At 59.2% G+C, this 18082-nt stretch carries 13 protein-coding genes; 6 read left to right on the top strand and 7 right to left on the bottom strand.

From position 1 onward, the window contains the following. Window positions 1–11: 11 nt before the first annotated feature. The 5 genes from ACW5W4_RS05045 to ACW5W4_RS05025 all read right to left on the bottom strand — a co-directional run bounded on the left by ACW5W4_RS05045 (window position 12) and on the right by ACW5W4_RS05025 (window position 6843). Window positions 12–2069 (bottom strand): beta-galactosidase, encoded by a 2058-nt coding sequence (locus ACW5W4_RS05045; RefSeq protein ID WP_456688621.1) that lies wholly within the window; start codon window positions 2067–2069, stop codon window positions 12–14. Window positions 2070–2132: 63 nt separating this feature from the next. After that, window positions 2133–3332 carry a glycoside hydrolase family 53 protein gene (locus tag ACW5W4_RS05040; RefSeq protein WP_456688620.1) on the bottom strand — a complete coding sequence of 400 codons (1200 nt, stop codon included), beginning with the start codon at window positions 3330–3332 and terminating at the stop codon, window positions 2133–2135. Window positions 3333–3350: 18 nt separating this feature from the next. Beyond that, entirely contained in the window at window positions 3351–4202 is an 852-nt protein-coding gene (locus tag ACW5W4_RS05035; protein ID WP_427263163.1) for a sugar ABC transporter permease, read from the bottom strand. Window positions 4203–4215: 13 nt separating this feature from the next. Next, window positions 4216–5520 (bottom strand): carbohydrate ABC transporter permease, encoded by a 1305-nt coding sequence (locus ACW5W4_RS05030; protein ID WP_427263164.1) that lies wholly within the window; start codon window positions 5518–5520, stop codon window positions 4216–4218. Between the two features lie 87 nt (window positions 5521–5607). After that, entirely contained in the window at window positions 5608–6843 is a 1236-nt protein-coding gene (locus tag ACW5W4_RS05025; protein ID WP_427263165.1) for an extracellular solute-binding protein, read from the bottom strand. Between the two features lie 570 nt (window positions 6844–7413). Here ACW5W4_RS05025 and ACW5W4_RS05020 point away from each other — a divergent pair. The 4 genes from ACW5W4_RS05020 to ACW5W4_RS05005 all read left to right on the top strand — a co-directional run bounded on the left by ACW5W4_RS05020 (window position 7414) and on the right by ACW5W4_RS05005 (window position 12615). Further along, window positions 7414–8496: an ABC transporter ATP-binding protein gene (locus tag ACW5W4_RS05020; protein ID WP_456688619.1), complete on the top strand. Its 1083-nt coding sequence runs from the start codon at window positions 7414–7416 to the stop codon at window positions 8494–8496. A gap of 442 nt (window positions 8497–8938) precedes the next feature. Next, window positions 8939–10972: a methyl-accepting chemotaxis protein gene (locus tag ACW5W4_RS05015; RefSeq protein ID WP_456688618.1), complete on the top strand. Its 2034-nt coding sequence runs from the start codon at window positions 8939–8941 to the stop codon at window positions 10970–10972. Between the two features lie 52 nt (window positions 10973–11024). Then, complete coding sequence (locus ACW5W4_RS05010; protein ID WP_427263169.1) at window positions 11025–11447, top strand: hypothetical protein; 423 nt, start codon at window positions 11025–11027, stop codon at window positions 11445–11447. Window positions 11448–11610: 163 nt separating this feature from the next. Then, window positions 11611–12615, top strand: coding sequence for a glycoside hydrolase family 53 protein (locus tag ACW5W4_RS05005; RefSeq protein ID WP_427263170.1), 1005 nt, complete (start codon window positions 11611–11613; stop codon window positions 12613–12615). Between the two features lie 233 nt (window positions 12616–12848). Here the strand turns inward: ACW5W4_RS05005 and ACW5W4_RS05000 are convergent, their stop codons facing one another. Together ACW5W4_RS05000 and galR are read right to left on the bottom strand one after the other, a co-directional pair. Further along, the gene (locus tag ACW5W4_RS05000) at window positions 12849–14135 is read right to left on the bottom strand and encodes a maltoporin (protein ID WP_427263171.1); all 1287 of its coding nucleotides are present in this window, start codon (window positions 14133–14135) and stop codon (window positions 12849–12851) included. 538 nt (window positions 14136–14673) lie between these two features. Continuing rightward, window positions 14674–15675 carry an HTH-type transcriptional regulator GalR gene (gene galR / locus ACW5W4_RS04995; protein WP_427263172.1) on the bottom strand — a complete coding sequence of 334 codons (1002 nt, stop codon included), beginning with the start codon at window positions 15673–15675 and terminating at the stop codon, window positions 14674–14676. A 309-nt stretch (window positions 15676–15984) separates the two neighbouring features. Between galR and galE the strand changes: the two genes are divergently transcribed. Continuing rightward, window positions 15985–17007 carry a UDP-glucose 4-epimerase GalE gene (galE, locus tag ACW5W4_RS04990; protein ID WP_456688617.1) on the top strand — a complete coding sequence of 341 codons (1023 nt, stop codon included), beginning with the start codon at window positions 15985–15987 and terminating at the stop codon, window positions 17005–17007. Window positions 17008–17033: 26 nt separating this feature from the next. After that, on the top strand, window positions 17034–18074 hold the full coding sequence (gene galT, locus ACW5W4_RS04985) for a galactose-1-phosphate uridylyltransferase (RefSeq protein ID WP_456688616.1): 1041 nt from the start codon (window positions 17034–17036) through the stop codon (window positions 18072–18074). Window positions 18075–18082 lie beyond the last annotated feature (8 nt).

The raw sequence follows: 18082 nt of genomic DNA, 5'->3' as shown, positions 1-18082 counted from the left end.
CTCAGGGTTCACTAAAGCTGACGACTCAAGACCCGGCAGCCATAGGCCGCCAGGGCAAGTTCTCCGATCAAGGTCTGGCCGGAGCCCATCTCCGTATAGGCCGCTGGCAGCGATACCACGCTGGCCTCGCCGGTGTAGTTCTGCAGGAAGATAAACTCCTGCTTCCCATCGGTGCGGCGCTGGGCGGTGATCCCCGGCGGCAGCTCGGTGGCCAGGGCCCGTGGCAGGGCCAGCTCCTCAATCAGCTTGCCAAAGAAGTCGCGCTGGAACGCCAGATCGTTGCGCGAGGCGATGTAGTAAGCCTGCCCCTTGCCATGGTCGTTGACCGTCACCGCCGGGCGACCGGCATAGAAGTCGCCGTCATAGCTCGCCAGGGCCCGGGCCCCCTCCAGGTGAATGAGATCGCACAGATGAGTCACCTCATAGGGGCCCGTCAGCCCCAGCGCGTTACCCGCCAGGCCGCTGATGGCGTTGCGCTCATGGTCATAGAGGCTGTCGATCTCTTCGGCCCAGATCCCGAGCACGGGCCGCAATGGTCCGGGGAAGCCGCCGAGATGGCAGAGATCCGTCTCGTTGACGATACCGGACCAGTAGGTGGTCACGAAGCGCCCCCCCGCCTGGACAAAGCCATCGACCCGTTCGGCGAAGCCGTCGCGCACCATGTAGAGCATGGGGGCGATGACCAGCGAGTAGGGGCTCAGATCGCAGTCGGCATTGATCACATCCACCGCCACCCCCTGCTCCCAGAAGGCGCGATAGTGTTCGGCCACCGTCTTCTCGTAGAAGAGACCGGCATTGCGGGGCCCCTGGGCGTTGTCCATGGCCCATCGGCTCTCCCAGTCAAAAATGATGGCGACCCTGGCCTCCACCCGGCTGCCCGCCACGGCGGAGATCTGGCTCAAGATATCGCCCAGCGCCTGTACCTCGCGGCCAACCCGGGTATCGAGATGGCCGACGTGATCCACCACGGCGCCATGGAATTTCTCCACCGAGCCCCGGCTCTTGCGCCACTGGAAGTACTGCACCGAATCGGAGCCGTGGGCCACCGCCTGCAGGGACGAGAGGATGTGCATGCCCGGCTTCTTGAGCTTGCTGATGGGTTGCCAGTTGGTCAGGCTGGGGGTGGACTCCATCAAGTAGAAGGGTTTTCCCCCTTTCAGGGTGCGCATCAGGTCATGGTACATGGCGGTATAGGCCGCCAGGGTGCAGTCATCCTCGGCATTGTGCCAGAGGGGATAGCTGTCCCAGGAGATGAAGTCGATCACCTTGGCCAGCTGCCAGTAGTCATAGTCGTAGAAGTACTCCATGAAGTTGGTGGTCGCGGGCAGCGCCGGGTTTTCCGCCTTCAGGGGGGCTATCTCGGCGGCGCAGAAGTCGCTGACCTGGGCGGTGTTGAACCGCTTCCAGTCCAGATTCAGGCCATGAATGGTGCTCTCGCCGATGGGGGATGGGGACGCTATCTGCTGCCAATCGGTGAAGGTGTGGCTCCAGAAGGTGCTCCACCACGCCTTGTTCAAGGCATCCAGCGTGCCGTAGCGGGCCTTGAGCCAGTCGCGAAACCGATGCTGGCACAACTCGCAATGACACTCGCCACCGTATTCGTTGGAGACGTGCCAGGCGATGACACCGGGGTGGTTGGCGTAGCGCTTGGCCAGGGCACCGTTGATCTGGCGCACCTTGTCCCGATAGACGGGGGAGCTCATGCAGTGGTTGTGGCGACCACCGTGCAACGCCTTGACCCGGTTTTTGTCGGTGCGCAGCACCTCGGGATAGGCCTGTGACAACCAGGCGGGACGCGCCCCGCTCGGGGTGGCCAGGAAGGTATAGATGCCGTTGGCGTAGAGCGTATCGAGCACCCTATCCAGCCAGCCAAATTCGTAACGCCCCTCTTCGGGCTCCAGACCCGACCAGCTGAAGATGCCGACCGACATCACGTTGCTGCGGGTCTGCTTCATCATCTCGATGTCTTTGGCCAGCACGGCAGGATCGTCGAGCCATTGATCAGGGTTGTAGTCGGCACCGTGCAACAGGACGGGTACCTTGCTGCTCAGGGGGGAAAACGTGAACATGACATCTCTCCATGTAATGGACATCATCGCCGGCGGGCACACAGGCCCGCCGATCATGGGTGATTAGTTGAACGCCTTGATGGAGGGCAACACCTTGCCCTGACAATCAAACAGCGACTGGTTCTCGCGGGCATTGCCCTCTTTCCAGTCATCGTCGTTGTATTTCATGCCCGCCTTGGTGGCCCAGGTGGCGCCGGGGGTGGGCAGCCAGGCCGGCTCCCAGTAGAAGACCCCCTTGCCGCGCCCTTCCGGCACCTTGCTGACGACCTGCAGCAGATCGTGGAGATAGTTGGCCTGGCCCTGCACTGTGGCGGGATAGCCGGCGTCCTCGGCCTCCTTCGAGGTGAAGGTGTTCTCGGCGTTGTCGCAGTTGTCCGTGGTGTAGCCGTAGGCGGCCTCGACCACGATCAGATCCTTGCCATAGCGCTTGCTGATGTCGTCCATATTGAACTGGAGGGCGCTCATGGGGCCGTTCCAGTAGATGTAGTAGGAGAGGCCTATGATATCGAACGGCACCTTGCGCCTGGTTATCTCGTCGAACCACCAGATGAAGGTGTCATTCTTGGTCCCCTCCGCCAGGTGCAGCATGATTTTTATCTGATCCCCATGCTCCTTGACCGCCTTGATCCCCGCATTCAGCAGGCCAGCCAGCCGATCGAATTCGCCGCCGTTCTGACCCCAGCTCTTGCCTTCCGGCCACAGCATGCCGCCGTTGATCTCGTTGCCCACCTGCACCATGTCAGGCAGCACCCCCGCCTTGGCAAAGGCATCAATGGTGTGCTTGGTGTGCTGATACACGGCCTCGGTCAGCTGGTCGATATTCATGGTGGCCCAGGCCTTGGGCTTGTTCTGCCGGGCCGGATCGGTCCAGAAATCGCTGTAGTGGTAATCGAGCAGGAACTTCATGCCATTGGCCTTGGCCCGCTGGGCCAGTGCTATGGTGGTCGCCAGATCATTGTTGCCACCACCGTAAGGCTTGCCATCGGCATCCTTGGGGTCGACCCACAGGCGCAGGCGGATGTAGTTGAAGCCATTCGCCTTCAGGATCCCCATGGCATCCTGCGGGTTGCCATGTTCGTCGAAGAACTTGCCTCCGTGCTTCTCCACCTCCGCCAGCATGGAGACATCCGCCCCCTTGATAAAGTCGGCCGCCACCTTGACCGGCTGGATCTGCACCGTTTCAGCCGCCAGTACCGAGGGGGAAACCATGGTCAATCCGGTGGCCAGCATGGCCGCCACCAATAAACTGTGTCGTAATTTCATCATTGGGATCCTGTGTGATTAGCCCTTGGTTCCACCCGCGGTCAGGCCGGAAACAAAGTACTTCTGCAGTGAGAGATAGAGGATGGCGACGGGCACGGCGATGAGCACGGCACCGGCCGCATAGGTGGTGTAGCTGGCCCCCATCTTCTGGGCGACCAGGTTGTAGAGCCCGATGGGCAGGGTGAATTGATCCGGGGTACGCAAGATGGTACTGGCCAGGATGAAATCACCGAGCGGGCCGGTGAAGGAGAACAGGGCCACCACCGCCAGGATGGGCTTGGAGAGTGGCATGATGATCTCGATGAAGATGCGGAAGTTGCCCGCACCGTCCATCCGCGCCGACTCGTCCAGATCCTTGGGGATGGCATCCAGGTAACCCTTCATCAGATAGGTGTTCATGGGGATCATGCCCCCCACATAGACCAGCACCAGCGCCAGGTGGCTGTTGATCAGGCCCAGCATCTGCGCCAGCACGAAGATGGCGATCAGGGCAGAGAACTGGGGCACCATCTGCAGCAGCAGAAACAGCATCAGTCCATTCTGGCGCCCGCGGAAACGGAAACGCGAGAAGGCATAGGCGGTAAAGCTGACACTGATCAGGGTGAGCACCATGGTCAGGAAGCTGATCTTCATGGAGTTCCAATACCAGGCGGCATAGTCAATCCGGCCATCGAACAGCTCCTGATAATGCAGGAACGACAGATTCTCGGGCATGATCGAGGTATTGAGCAGGCTGCTGCCCGGGTTCAGGGAAGCCCCCACCGTCCAGACCAGGGGGTAGATGATGATCACCGCCACCAGCAGCAGCAGCCCATAACTGATGCCCAGCCGAATGAAGTTACTCTTTTTAACGCTGTGTTTGACGCTCATATTCCCGCTCTCCTTAGGCCATATCATCTTGCTTGAAGGAGTTGGTTGCGCGAAATTGCCACAGCGCGATACCAACCACGAAGATGGACAGCAAAATAGTGATGCTGGCCGCAATGGCATATTGGGATGAAGACATGGTCAACTTGTAAATCCAGGAAACCAGAATATCCGTACCACCCGCGTTGGATCCAATGACCGCCGGGCCACCATTATTGAACAGATAAATAATGTTGAAGTTATTAAAGTTGAAGGTGTATTGGGTAATCAAAATCGGCGCAATCGAATACAGCACCAAGGGCAAGGTAATCGTGGTCAGCTTATGCCAGGCATTGGCACCATCTATGGTTGCGGCCTCATACAAGTCGTCCGGAATCGCCTGCAACACCCCTGTGGTCATGGCGAAGACAAATGGGAAACCCAGCCAGGTCTGCATCAGGATAAGGGCTGTCTTGGTCCAGAAGGGGTCCGTCATCCATTGCTTGGGCTCAATGCCCAGTGAGGCCAGAATGCCATTGTTGATGACCCCGAAGGTCTCATTGAACATGCCGGCAAACACCAGAATGGTGACAAACCCAGGCACGGCCCATGGCAGGATCAAGATGGTACGGATCAGTGCCTTGAATTTAAGATCTTTCTGGTTGACCAGTATCGCCAGCATCACCCCAACGGAACATTGCAGCGTGGTCGCAATCAGGGTCCAGATCACGGTCCACTGCAAGACATCCAGCAAGGTGGAGCGCCACAGATCCAGGCGAAATATATTGAAGAAGTTCTTCAATCCCACCCAGTCAACCAGCTTGGCGGGTGGGGTGTGGTACAGATCGTAGTTGGTAAAGGCAATAGAGAAGCCAAATATGATGGGAAAGACCACCACGAAGACCAGCAGAATAAAACCCGGGGTGATCATCAGATAAGGGAAGCCTTCACTCAGCAAGAGCTGATATTGCTTCCTTATTCCAGACAGCCCATGACCCTGATCCCGCTTTTCACCACAGAGGTAAGCATCGCGGATCCCCCAGTAATAGATACCCACACCAAAGGTGGCAATCAAGACACTGATCACCCCTTTGGCCAGGAGAAACACTGAGTTATCTCGCGGCAACTCGCTCCCCAGGGTAAACAGTCCCCAAAATCCTTGCTGTAAGAAGTCGTTGAATACGCCAAGGAAACAAGACATGACGATAAAGAACAGCGCACCTTTGACAAACTGCTTATTATAAAACTGACCAAAGCCCGGGATCAGGGATAATAATGCCGCAATCTTGGCGTGCTGGGTTTTTAAACCAACCTGTGCGATTTCGCTGGAATCGACAACCACAATCAACCTCCTATCCTTAAATAAACATGGGTAGCATCAAGCAGCTGAATGCTACCCATGCAGGCAAGGCGTAACCCCTGCGTATCGTTAATCCCGATTGGCGTGGTTTGCCTCAATCTGCATATTGATGGTTTTAACGGCACCATCCAGTGCAGCCTTGACATCCTGCTTGCCGGTCACGCTCAATTGCAGGGCGCTATTGGAGGGGGTCCAGACTTCCTGCATTTCCGGCACGCTGGGCATGGGCACGGCATAGCCGGCCTGAATGGCGACGGCCCGCGCCTTCTCATCACCCTTGATAACGGGATCATCGATCAACGCCTTGACGGGAGGAATTTCCCCTGTCTTCTCGAAACGGATCTTGGCGTATTCAGGCTGGTTGATAAATTCGATAAATTGCTGGGCCAGCTCTTTCTGGGTAGAATAAGTGGATACGCTATACCCTTTTACGCCCAGGAAAGAGCGCATGTGCTCGCCATTTGGCAGTGTCGGCAAGGGTGCCACGCCATAATTCACACCGGCATCCTGATAAGGCTTGAATGCCCAGGGACCGGTGATCACGGCGGCGGCTTTTTTCTCGGTGAAGAGGGAATCGATGGCATTGGCCCCCGTCTCACCGACGATCCCGGCCGGGAACAAACCATCGGCATAGAAGGACTTGAGGAAGGTGACGCCATCAACCGTGCCCTGATTGGCCAGGCCGATATCATTCACATTCAGGGAACCATCGGCATTCTGGCCGAAAATATATCCCCCCATGCCGGCCACGACGCCATACGAGTAATAAATTTCGTCAAACTTGGCCAGGAGACCGTATTTATTGGCGGCACGCTGTTCCTTGGAAACCTTGATCAGGTCATCGAAGGTCTCCGGCGCTTTTGGCAACACATCCTTGTTATAGACCAGCACTATGGTCTCGACCGCTTTGGGAATGCCGTACAGCTTGCCTTCATAGGTCTGGGCATCCACCGCCGGCTTGGTGAAGCTGTCCATGTACTTGGCATCCACCTTGAGTTCGGACAACAGCCCCTGCACCACGGCACCACCGACCTGATCATGGGGCAATACCAGCACATCGGGACCTATGCCCGCCGGGCCATCCAGCCGCAGCTTCTCGATCTGCTGCGCGTACGGCATCTCCAGGATCTTCACTTTGACCTTGTGCTGGGCTTCGAATGCCTTGATCGCATCCTCGATGCCATTGGACTTCTTGATGTCCTCCCATATCAGCAGCTCACCCTCGGCCGCCATCACCGCCTGGCCCAGCAGGCTGCTCGCCCCCAATGACAACATGACCAACGCTGTTAATTTATTGATTTTCATCTTTTATCCTTGTCCCTGTTCAAGAAGGAGTGGCTGTTGAGTCGCATGGACTGCCGCGCTGCAAGCCGATGTGTGTAATCATTTCACTCGTGTCCCCCACACCGCCATGACCTTCTGGCTACCAGGTCACTGCGCCCCCTCACGGGTGCGGCAACCTGTTTCGTTGCCAGGCATGGATGGCTAGGCCAACACACTGATTAATAATGAACTTTTACTTCTGTCCCCTGAGCTTCGGTATGCTGTTCCGGTACACCTCGCCAGGCTTGCCCTTCGGCTACTCCCTCGGGAAAGCGGTCAGAAGTGTAACGGTTACACCGAATGTGATTACGGTAAGCGGAGCGCGTCATATCTGCCAGCAGCATATTCAAAGGTTGTGATCTCATACACAAAAGAAACAGCATTTTGTGCAAGCGGTTACACTGTGCTGTTATATTGCTGTCACGAGTGATGTGTGCAGTCGTCGCGAAGCGGATCTCCGGCTGTTTATATCCGATTCCTGGTGTGTACTCCGTGTCGCAGATGGCAGGGGGAACCATGACAGATTTGATTTATTATCAAGGAGTTAGCAGTATGTCGAGTATCAGCCTGAACAGTGTGGTCAAGCGTTTTGGCACTAACGTGACGCTGCACAATGTGGATCTGGAGATAGAAGATGGTGAATTCACCGTGTTTGTCGGCCCCTCCGGTTGTGGCAAGTCAACCTTGCTGAGAATGATCGCCGGCCTGGAGGAGATCTCCGACGGCCACATCGCCATCGGAGGCTCAGTGGTCAACGATGTCGCCCCGGCCCACCGTGGCGTCGCCATGGTGTTTCAGTCCTATGCCCTCTATCCCCACATGACAGTCGCCGAAAACATGGGTTATGGCTTGAAGGTGAACGGGGTGCCCAAGGCCCAGATCCAGCACCAGGTCGGCATGGTGGCCAAGACACTGCAACTCGCCCATCTCCTTGATCGCAAACCGAAACAGCTCTCGGGGGGGCAGAGGCAACGGGTCGCCATTGGCCGCGCCATCGTGCGCAACCCCAAGGTGTTCCTGTTTGATGAACCCCTCTCCAACCTGGATGCCGAGCTGAGGGTCGAGATGCGCCTGCATATTGCCAAGCTGCACCAGGAGCTGAAAACCACCATGATCTATGTCACCCATGACCAGATCGAAGCCATGACCCTGGCAGACAAGATAGTGGTGATGAACTACGGCAAGGTGGAGCAGGTCGGCTCCCCCATGGACCTCTATTACAAACCCGTCAATCAGTTCGTGGCCGGCTTTATCGGCTCACCCAAGATGAATTTCCTGCCGGCCCGGGTGATTAGCTGGTCTCCCGGCGAGTTGCAGGTTGCGCTGTCGGAACAGCAAACCATCACGCTCCCCCTCTCCACCCGCGAGCTGGCAACCGGCAGCACCATCACTCTGGGCCTGCGCCCTGAGCACGTGGTGCCCGGCCACGATGGCATCCGGCTCTCCTTTACCTGCGAGGTGGTCGAGCGCCTTGGCAACAGCACCTATCTGTTCGGTCAATGCTGCGGCATCGACGGCTTCAAGCTGCTGCTGCCTGGTGACAATGCCTTCAAGCCGTACCAGCAGCTCGATGTCTTCTTCGCTCCCGAACACTGCCTCGTCTTCGCCGAGGATGGCACCCGGATCAGCCGCTGACGCATCCCCTCTCTCCACGCCTGCGCTATTCATGCCACATTTGCCCCCGCCCAGCCGGGGGCTTTTTTCGTCTTGTTGCCCCGTGCTCCCCTGCCCATGTCGCCCCCTCCCTCGACCCGCCTTGCGTCGCGCCCAGGGCGCTGCCCTCTTCCTCCCCTCTCCAGGCGACCCCACGCGATAGCACAAAATAGCAGCGAAATGAGAGCCGGCTCCCAACCCTGTTTAAATCCTGTTTGGCGGGGATCCATGGCAGTGTAAGAATAAGTCACACCGAGTGAAACGTTACACTCAAAAATGTAAATTCGTATGCAGAGGTCTCAACCGCCCCATTGGGTGACATGGGACAAAGATGCATAACACCCTGATAATCAGCGGTCTTGCATGTCGATACCGGGCGTATCCGCCAGCGGCAATGCACAGACCCTCAATGTAAGCGATTTCAATGAAGAGCGTAATCCCACCGATATCCATCATCCAGCGCCTGCTGCTTGGCTTTGGCTTCATCATCATGCTGCTGGTGCTCGCCGTGACGATCGCCCTGCGGGCGGGCAATCAGCTGGCCGGGCAGGTCGACATACTGACCGGCGAGGTGGCGCCGACCCTGGTACAGAGCCGTTCGGTGACCAAAGACCTGTTTATGCAAGACAAGACCCTGCGTGGCCTGCTCACCCTGCCGTCGAAGGAGGAGGTCAGCAAGGGACGGGGCGAACTGGCGCGCTGGCAGCAGGCGTTCGAGCAGGACGTGGCGCTACTCGGCAGCAAGGCGTCCCACTACCAAGCCATCACCGGCCGCATCCAGACCCTCATCGAATTGCAAGGACGTTACTGGCAGCTGGCGACCCGGATTGTTGACCGCCATGCCGCCAACCTGGCGCGCCAGCAAACCCTGGCGCAAGACACCAGCCTGAGCCGGGATCACAAGCGCCTGCTGGGCGATCTCGCCATGCTGGTGGAGACCCTGGGCGCCCATTACACCGCCGGACTCAAGAACGCCCTGGTCAATGGACTGGAACAGCTGTTCGGCAATACCCAGGCGGCCATGAAGCTGCAGGACTCGGCACGCATTGCGGCCCAGCTGGCCAGCAACCAGTCCCTCGCCGAGGCGATCGGCAACCAGCGCCGGGCGCTGGCTGCCGAGCTGCTCAAACAGGAGAACGCCTTCGGCGGCAAGATAGATCTGGAGCGGTCGGTGGGCCCCCTGTTTGATCGGGTGGTGCAACAGAGCACCGGCGATACCGGCCTGCTGGCGAGTCACCTTCGCCTGGCCCAAGAGAGCGAGCAGTTGCGCAACCAGAGCACCCAGGCCACCCGGATCATCGACGCTGTACTGGGAGAGCTGGCGGAGATCGACAGCCACGTCGACAGCCAGCTGGCCCTGCGGGTGCAGCGCAGCAAGGCGATCCTGAGCCAGCTGCAATCCCTGCTGTTTGTCGGCCTGCTGCTGTCGCTGGCCGTCAGCGCCCTGGTGCTCTGGCGCATCATCCACTCCATCCGCACCCCCATCAAACAGACCCTGACGGTGCTCGAGGCCCTGAGTCGGGGCGACATGACGAGACGCATCCCCCTCAGGCAGCAGGATGAATTCGGTCAGCTGGCCGGGGGGATCAATGCCCTCGCCCAGGAGATGAGCAACATGCTGGGGCAGATAGTGACGGCCGCCGGCTCGCTGGGGGAGATGGCCAACCAGAACCAGTCTGCCCAACTCAGCGCCCAGCGCCAGCTGGAGCAACAGCGCGGCGAGACGGCCAATGTTGCCAGCGCCATGATCGAGATGGAACACACGGTGCACGAGGTGGCAAAGAGCGCCGGGCACGCCCAGCAAACGGTCGGGGAGGTAGCGAGCCAGGCCCGCAGCGCCAGCACCATGAGTGAGAACACCCTGGCCCGCATGAACCAGCTCTCCCAGCGCCTGGCGGATTCACGCCGCATCGTCGAGGAGGTGCACGCACTGGGCAACAACATAGGGAGCATTCTGGGGTTCATCAGCCGGATCGCGGAACAAACCAACCTGCTGGCGCTCAACGCCGCCATCGAGGCGGCAAGGGCCGGAGAACAGGGCAGGGGCTTTGCCGTGGTGGCCGACGAGGTCCGCCAATTGGCCAACCACACCACCCAGTCCACCACCAGCATTCAGGAGATGATCACGGCGCTGCAGCAGAGCGTGCACCGGGCCGTCGCCACCCTGGTGGGCTGCACCGAGGTGATGGCGCTCTGCGCCGAGGACAGCGAGCAATCCCGTCACACCCTCACCCGCCTCGCCAGCTCGCTGCAACAGGTGGCCGACCTCAGCGTCCAGATCGCCGCCGCCGCCCGGCAGCAACATGACACCAGTCAGGGGATCACCATAAATATGAGCAATATCAATAATATATCAGACAGCAACCAGGAAACGCTGACCCGAGTCGCCCACACCAGCGGCCAGTTGCAACGGCTCTCCCAGCAACAGCTGGCCCTGGTGCAACGATTCAGCCTGTAACCGATTGCCGACCCAGCACGGGCCGGTGCCACCCAAACACAAGGAAATGACAATGCTCAAACACACACTCCTGGCCGCCACCCTGCTCGGCTGCCTTCCACCGGCCTGGGCCGCCGAGACCGACACGGCGCAGACCCGCCCCCTCTTCCTGCGCGGGGAGATGAACAACTGGGAGGCCCCCGCCGCCCAGCAGTTGATCCAGAGCCAGCCCGACCTGCTGACCGTCGCCGCCCCCCTGCAAGCCAGCCACGGCACCTACAAGTTCAAGGTCGCCGACGCGAAGTGGAAGAGCGATACCACCTACGGCCAGTTCGACCCCGTCAGCAAGGTGGAAGCCGGCAAGCCAGTCATCGTCAAGGCCGGTTACCAGTGGAGCGACATGACGTTCGCCCCCGCCGAGGATGGGACCTACCTCTTCACCCTGGATCGCCGCGATCCCGCCAGGATCCAGCTGACGGTGAGCAAGGCGCAGTAACGCCCCCATGGGCCGCCTCTCGGCCCATGGGGTCAGCCCCTGATTGAATGTGTCACGACCAGGACGCATCCAGGCAGGGGATTGCCCTACTCCCTCCCCTGCCCCGGGCTCAGCCATGAGCCAGACCCCTTTCAATCACGGATCCAATCACGGAGAAACAAGGATGAAACTCAACCTGATCAGCAGCCTGGTGCTCGGCGCCAGCATGCTCTGCCCGTCAGTCGGCACCGCCATGGTCAAGGGCGCCGACGTCAGCTGGCTCACCCAGATGGAGCAGTCCGGTTACACCTTCTACAACGACAGCGGCAAGCAGCAGGACCTGTTGCTCACCCTGAAACAGCACGGCATCAACGCCATCCGGCTGCGGGTCTGGGTCAATCCGGCCGGAGGCTGGAACGGCCTCAACGATGTCATCGCCAAAGCCAAGCGGGCCAAGGCCGCGGGCCTCGACATCATGATCGACTTCCACTACAGCGACAGCTGGGCCGATCCTGGCAAGCAGACCAAACCGGCAGCCTGGCAGGGCTACACCTTCGAGCAGCTGATGTCCAACGTCTACTGGCACACCTACAACAGCCTCACCGCCCTGAAGCAGGCCGGCATCACGCCCAAGTGGGTACAAGTGGGCAACGAGACCAACAATGGCATGCTGTGGGACGAGGGCAAGGCATCGGTCAACATGCGCAACTTTGCCTGGCTGATCAACAGCGGTCATGACGCCGTCAAGGCCGTGAACGCGGCAACCAAGGTGATAGTCCACCTCGCCAACTGCGAGAACAATGCCCTTTACCGCTGGATGTTCGACGGCCTCAAGGCCAATGGAGCCAAGTGGGACGTGATCGGCGCCTCCATCTACCCCACCCAGACAGGCAATGGCGACTGGTTTACCATGAACAACCTCTGTTATGACAACCTTGCCGACATGGTCAGTCGCCATGGCAAGGAGGTGATGATAGTGGAGGTGGGCATGCCCTGGGATGATCCGAAAAACAGCTACGACACCCTGGTCGATCTGCTCAACAAGATGACCTGGATCCCGGACAACAAGGGGCTCGGTGTCTTCTACTGGGAACCCCAGAGCCATAACGGCTGGCAGAACTACTCCCTCGGCCTGATGGATCAGGGTGGCAAACCCACCTATGCCATGGATGCCTTCTTGCAACACTGAGCGCGGCCTCACTCCAGCTGACCGGGGGGCTGTCTTGCCGGCCCCCCGCAGCGCAGGCCAGCCCTCACCACCAAGGACCATAGGAGGGTCCGTCGACCCCGCATCCCCGCATCCCCGCAATCGGGCAATCGGGCAGCGCGAGCACGGTCGCGCCCCGCCACCAGACAGGCCACCAGTACAAAATGAAAAAAGGGAGCCAATGGCTCCCTCGATTGCTCACCCTGTGGGGGGGCTTACCACCAGGCTTCGGCCTGAACCCCGACGTTCCAGGTGTTGTCATCCTTGCCGCCGTTGAATGACTCGCCTTCACCATCTTTCAGGTAGCTGGCAAACACGCGGATCTCGGGACGGGCGAACATGCTGGGGCCGGCAGACCAGGCCTGGGCCAGGGTGTATTTCTGGCCACTCGACTTCTCTTCGAACCCGCTGCTCCAGGTTTTGGTGCTCTCATAGGTCCCCACTTCGACCAGTGTCTTCATGATCTCGGTCCAGGCATAACCGCCTCGCGCCACGGCACTGAACAGCTCAGTGTTGTCATGCCATGCCTCCAGCTTCTCGCCCTTTCCGTAGGTGAAAACATGGTTCACGGAGAACTTGTCGCCGACGGGAATGTCTCCGGTCAGGATCGCCCGGTAACCCTTGGCGTCATCGGTGAAATGCCAGACATCGTACCAGCCGCCCCCCTGAGAGATCATGTTCTGGGCCAACCCCTTGTTCGCATACTGCAGCACCAGCTTCTCGTTGATGCCGCTGCCGGCAAAATACTGGCTCATGACCGCCGTCAGCATGACGCCGTTCTCGGGGTCATACTGATCGCCTGTGTCTTTCTGCTCATCGGTCGGATTGGGCATGGCATAGCTGACCCCCGCCTCCGTCCAGGCCCCTTCCCAGGGTGCCCAGCCGGCGTAACGCAGATCCAGGAAGTTGATATTCAGATCATTGTCGATGATGGCGCTGTCGATATCGTTGCCATCGGCGCGGATCCACGCCAGGGAGAAGGCCCCCGGACCGACCTTGACGTTCTCAATCCCGGCACCGGCCCCGGAGATGTTCCAATACTTGGTGTCGATGATGTGGAGATCATGGCGCTGATAGAAGCGCTTGCCGGCCCAGACCACGGCATCGGGGGCAGCGGGGATCAGCCCCTTGGCCTTCACGTTGAATTGGCGCAGGGCGAATGTCGCATCGTCCTTGCACTGCTTGCCATCAAAGTCACACACAGTGGTCGTGCTTTCATAGTCGTTGGAGCCATCACTCTGCATGCTGAACATGCTGTCGACGTAGAAGGTCTTGCCATCCTTGTTGTAAACCTCCTGACCGATACCGACTTCGGTGTAGGTATCGCTCTCGTTACCCAGGCGTCCGACAACATTCTGATTGCCGGTCTGCAGGTTCCCATCTTGGGACACTCCGATGCCAGAGCGAAAATAGCCTGAAAAATCAACGGCATTTGAGTTGAACGCCGTCATAGACAGGGCGAGGGCAACGGCTGTAGTCAGTAGCTTCACTTTCATAGTCATTCCTTTATTCCACTGTTGCATTGTTATCTTGATGGACGCTTGCCAATCCATAGGGAAAGCGCTTTCACAGGTCGAAGTGGATTATAGGAAGATTCATGCCTGCACTGACATGATACAACTCACAAAACTGTAATTATTACATACAAAAGAGAGTTGAATATTATCGCGCAATTTCACATGCAATATAACTTATTGTTTTAACGGTGTATTTATCCTGACAACAGGAGTGTTATCGATTACATCAATTAACCGCTTGTCGAGATCAAAGACCCGTCGGCAAGCCGATACGACGGGGAAGACGGCCAAACCGTGAGCCAGATCACCTGATGCAAGGGGCAACACCATCCGCGTCGGCATGTCTCATCCCGGCGCCTGAGGGCACAAGAGCAGGAAAGACAACGGGCGGTGCAAGCGCTCAATAGGGTGATGGGGGCTCTATGGGGGCGATGGGTAAAAGCGCAGACTGGCCACGACAGGGACAAAAAAGGCAACCCCTGACGGGCTTGCCTGATGGAAGGAGGTGTCCGGGGGAAGAGGTTCAGCCGAGACTGCGGACCGAATGACGGCGTACCAGGGTCGGGCTGAACATGTGGGTCGTCTGCGGCAGGGGTCCCCCCTTGGCCAGGGCGATCGCCAGCTCGGCGGCCTGGGTGGCCATGGCGATGATGGGATAGCGCACCGTGGTCAAGCGAGGACGCAAGTAGCGAGAGATCAGGACATCGTCGAAGCCAACCAGGGAGAGCTCCTGGGGCACCTCGATACCGTTGTCGCTCAGCACAGACAGGGCCCCTGCCGCCATGGAGTCGTTATAGCAGACCACGGCCGTCATATGCTGGCCTCGACTCAGCAGTTCGGTCATCGCCGCCTCGCCCCCCAGCTCATCCGGGCTGCCACGGGAGATCAGCCGCTCATCGACGGCAATCCCGTGCTCTTGCAGGGCATCCAGATACCCCTGCAAGCGATCTTGCGAGTCTGAGATCTGATGATTGGAGCAGAGAAACCCTATCTTCTTGTGCCCTTCCTGGATCAGGTGGCGGGTGGCCAACCAGGAGCCATAACGATCGTCCAGCGCCACACAACGGGACTCGAACCCCGGGACGATGCGGTTGATCAGCACCATGCCAGGGACATAGCTCATCATCTGGATCAGCTCTTCATCTGCCAGCATCTTTGCGTGTACCACCAGCCCTGAGCAGCGGTGACCAATCAACTGCTCGATCACCCGCTTCTCTTTCACCGCATCGTGGTAGCCATTGCCGATAAGCAGGAAATTGCCCGTCGATTGCGCCACCTGCTCCACGGCTTTCACCATGGTGCCGAAGAAGGGATCGGACACATCGGCAACAACCAACCCCAGCGTCTCATTGCTCTGATGGGCCAGGGCCCTGGCATTGGCGTTGGGGTGATAGTTGAGTTCATTCATCGCCTTGAAGACGGCATCGCGCGATGCCTGACTCGCCTTGGGAGAATTATTGATGACACGTGAGACTGTGGCGACGGAGACGCCAGACAGGAGTGCTACATCTTTGATTGTTGCCATGGATTAGCGTTTCCGGTGAACGGTGCAGATAAAAACCATTATTTCATGAGTGTCAGATACTACCGACATTTCCAATGTCTGACACGGCTTTCATATAAAAAGCCCCCACATGCCATCGACACCGGCCTGGGGCAGTGTAACTCTGTTACACGCGAGAAAGCCTGAATCCCCTCACCCCAAGACGTCAAACGTGACCAGCATCACATTAAATGCACAGATATCTTCCACAGAGCCCCTGGCAAGCGCAAACTAAGTGAAAGCGATTACACAACCAAATCCTCAGTATTCATAGGCACCAAGGAGCAGAGAATGTTAAAAATCCTTGTTACGGGTGGAACAGGTTACATAGGGAGCCATACCTGTCTGCAGCTTGCCGCAGCCGGTATGACCCCCATCTTGCTGGATAACCTCGCCAACAGCAAAGAGAGCGTCCTCGCACGCATCGACACCCTCAGCGGCCAGCGCCCCCTGCTCTATCGTGGGGACGTGCGAGATGCCGACTTGCTGGATCGGGTATTTGCCGAGCAGCAGATAGATGCCGTGATCCACTTCGCCGGGCTCAAGGCCGTGGGGGAATCGGTGCAAAAACCCCTTGAGTACTATGACAACAACGTCAGTGGCACCCTGGTCCTGCTACAGGCGATGCGCCGTGCCGGGGTCAAGACGCTGCTGTTCAGCTCCTCGGCCACCGTCTACGGCGAGCCAGAGACCATGCCCATCCGTGAAGAAAGCCCCACCCTGCAAGCCACCAACCCCTATGGTCAGAGCAAGCTGATGGTGGAGCGCCTCATCCAGGATTTTGCCAAGGCGGCGCCCGATTGGTCATTGACCCTGCTGCGTTACTTCAACCCGGTGGGGGCACACCCCAGTGGCTTGATGGGCGAGGATCCCCAGGGTATCCCCAACAACCTGATGCCCTATATCGCCCAGGTGGCCGTCGGGCGCCGTGACAAACTCGCCATCTTCGGGAACGACTACCCCACCCCAGATGGCACCGGCGTGCGAGATTACATTCATGTGATGGATCTGGCCGATGGCCACGTGGCCGCCTTGCAGGCCAAGCTCGGGCAGGCCGGGGTCCATGTGTACAACCTGGGCACAGGGGTCGGCTACAGCGTGCTCGACATGCATGCCGCCTTCTCCCGGGCCTGTGGCCGTGACCTGCCTTATGAGATCGTGCCGCGCCGCGCCGGGGATATCGCCCAATGCTGGGCGGACCCCACCCGGGCCCGCACCGAGCTGGGCTGGCAGGCCAGTCGCACCCTCGATGAGATGACCGCCGATACCTGGCGCTGGCAATCACAGAATCCAACCGGCTATCCGACCCCATGAGCGGCCCGCGCGAGGAGCGTTTACCCATGCAATTTGAACCAACCGAACACCCCCATCGTCGTTACAACCCGCTGACGCAGCAGTGGGTGCTCGTCTCTCCCCACAGGGCGAAGCGCCCCTGGCAGGGTCAACAGGATGAGCCGGATCGCACCCAGCGCCCCCCCCATGATCCCGACTGCTTCCTCTGCGCGGGCAATACCCGGGTCACGGGGGACCAGAATCCGGATTATCGGGCGACCTTCGTCTTTACCAACGACTTCGCGGCCCTGATGACGGATACCCCGGCGGCGCCGGTCGGTGACGATCCCCTGTTCCGGCTGGAGAGTGCCCGTGGCACCAGCCGGGTGATCTGCTTCTCACCGGATCACAGCAAGACACTGCCCGAGCTGCCGCTCCCTGCCCTCACCGCCGTGGTCGACACCTGGTGCGAGCAGACCGAAGCGTTGGGTCGTGACTACCCCTGGGTCCAGGTGTTCGAGAACAAGGGCACCATGATGGGGTGCTCCAATCCCCATCCCCATGGACAAGTCTGGGCCAACGACTTCCTGCCCAACGAGGCCAGGAGAGAAGATGACGCCCAGCGGGAATACTTTGCCAGACAGGGCCGTGCCATGTTGCTCGATTATGCCGAGCGCGAGCGGGCCGATGGTCGTCGCACCGTGGTAGAAACGGAGCACTGGCTGGCGGTGGTGCCCTATTGGGCCGCCTGGCCATTCGAGACCTTGCTGCTGCCCAAGTTTGCGGTGACGCGCCTGCCGGCATTGACGCCGCGACAGCGTGAGGATCTGGCCCTCGCGCTCAAGCAACTGACCAGCCGCTACGACAATCTGTTCCAGTGCTCTTTCCCCTATTCCATGGGCTGGCATGGCGCCCCCTTCAATGGCGAGGAGAACGGCCACTGGCAGTTGCACGCCCACTTCTACCCGCCCCTGCTGCGCTCTGCGAGCGTGCGCAAGTTCATGGTCGGTTATGAAATGCTGGCTGAGATACAGCGCGATCTGACGGCAGAGCAGGCGGCCGAACGGCTGCGCTCCGTCAGTGATGTCCATTTTCGTGAACAGGTTTGAGGTCGAGT

Source organism: Aeromonas crassostreae, assembly GCF_054052445.1.
The sequence above is the reverse complement of the archived record's forward strand: the minus strand, read 5'-3'. Positions and strand labels throughout refer to the sequence as shown.

Coding starts and splice junctions, on each gene's coding strand:
- ACW5W4_RS05045 (WP_456688621.1), bottom strand. CDS start 2,069: ATGTTCACGTTTTCCCCCCTGAGCAGCAAGGTACCCGTCCTGTTGCAC.
- ACW5W4_RS05040 (WP_456688620.1), bottom strand. CDS start 3,332: ATGAAATTACGACACAGTTTATTGGTGGCGGCCATGCTGGCCACCGGA.
- ACW5W4_RS05035 (WP_427263163.1), bottom strand. CDS start 4,202: ATGAGCGTCAAACACAGCGTTAAAAAGAGTAACTTCATTCGGCTGGGC.
- ACW5W4_RS05025 (WP_427263165.1), bottom strand. CDS start 6,843: ATGAAAATCAATAAATTAACAGCGTTGGTCATGTTGTCATTGGGGGCG.
- ACW5W4_RS05020 (WP_456688619.1), top strand. CDS start 7,414: ATGTCGAGTATCAGCCTGAACAGTGTGGTCAAGCGTTTTGGCACTAAC.
- ACW5W4_RS05015 (WP_456688618.1), top strand. CDS start 8,939: ATGAAGAGCGTAATCCCACCGATATCCATCATCCAGCGCCTGCTGCTT.
- ACW5W4_RS05010 (WP_427263169.1), top strand. CDS start 11,025: ATGCTCAAACACACACTCCTGGCCGCCACCCTGCTCGGCTGCCTTCCA.
- ACW5W4_RS05005 (WP_427263170.1), top strand. CDS start 11,611: ATGAAACTCAACCTGATCAGCAGCCTGGTGCTCGGCGCCAGCATGCTC.
- ACW5W4_RS05000 (WP_427263171.1), bottom strand. CDS start 14,135: ATGACTATGAAAGTGAAGCTACTGACTACAGCCGTTGCCCTCGCCCTG.
- galR (WP_427263172.1), bottom strand. CDS start 15,675: ATGGCAACAATCAAAGATGTAGCACTCCTGTCTGGCGTCTCCGTCGCC.
- galE (WP_456688617.1), top strand. CDS start 15,985: ATGTTAAAAATCCTTGTTACGGGTGGAACAGGTTACATAGGGAGCCAT.
- galT (WP_456688616.1), top strand. CDS start 17,034: ATGCAATTTGAACCAACCGAACACCCCCATCGTCGTTACAACCCGCTG.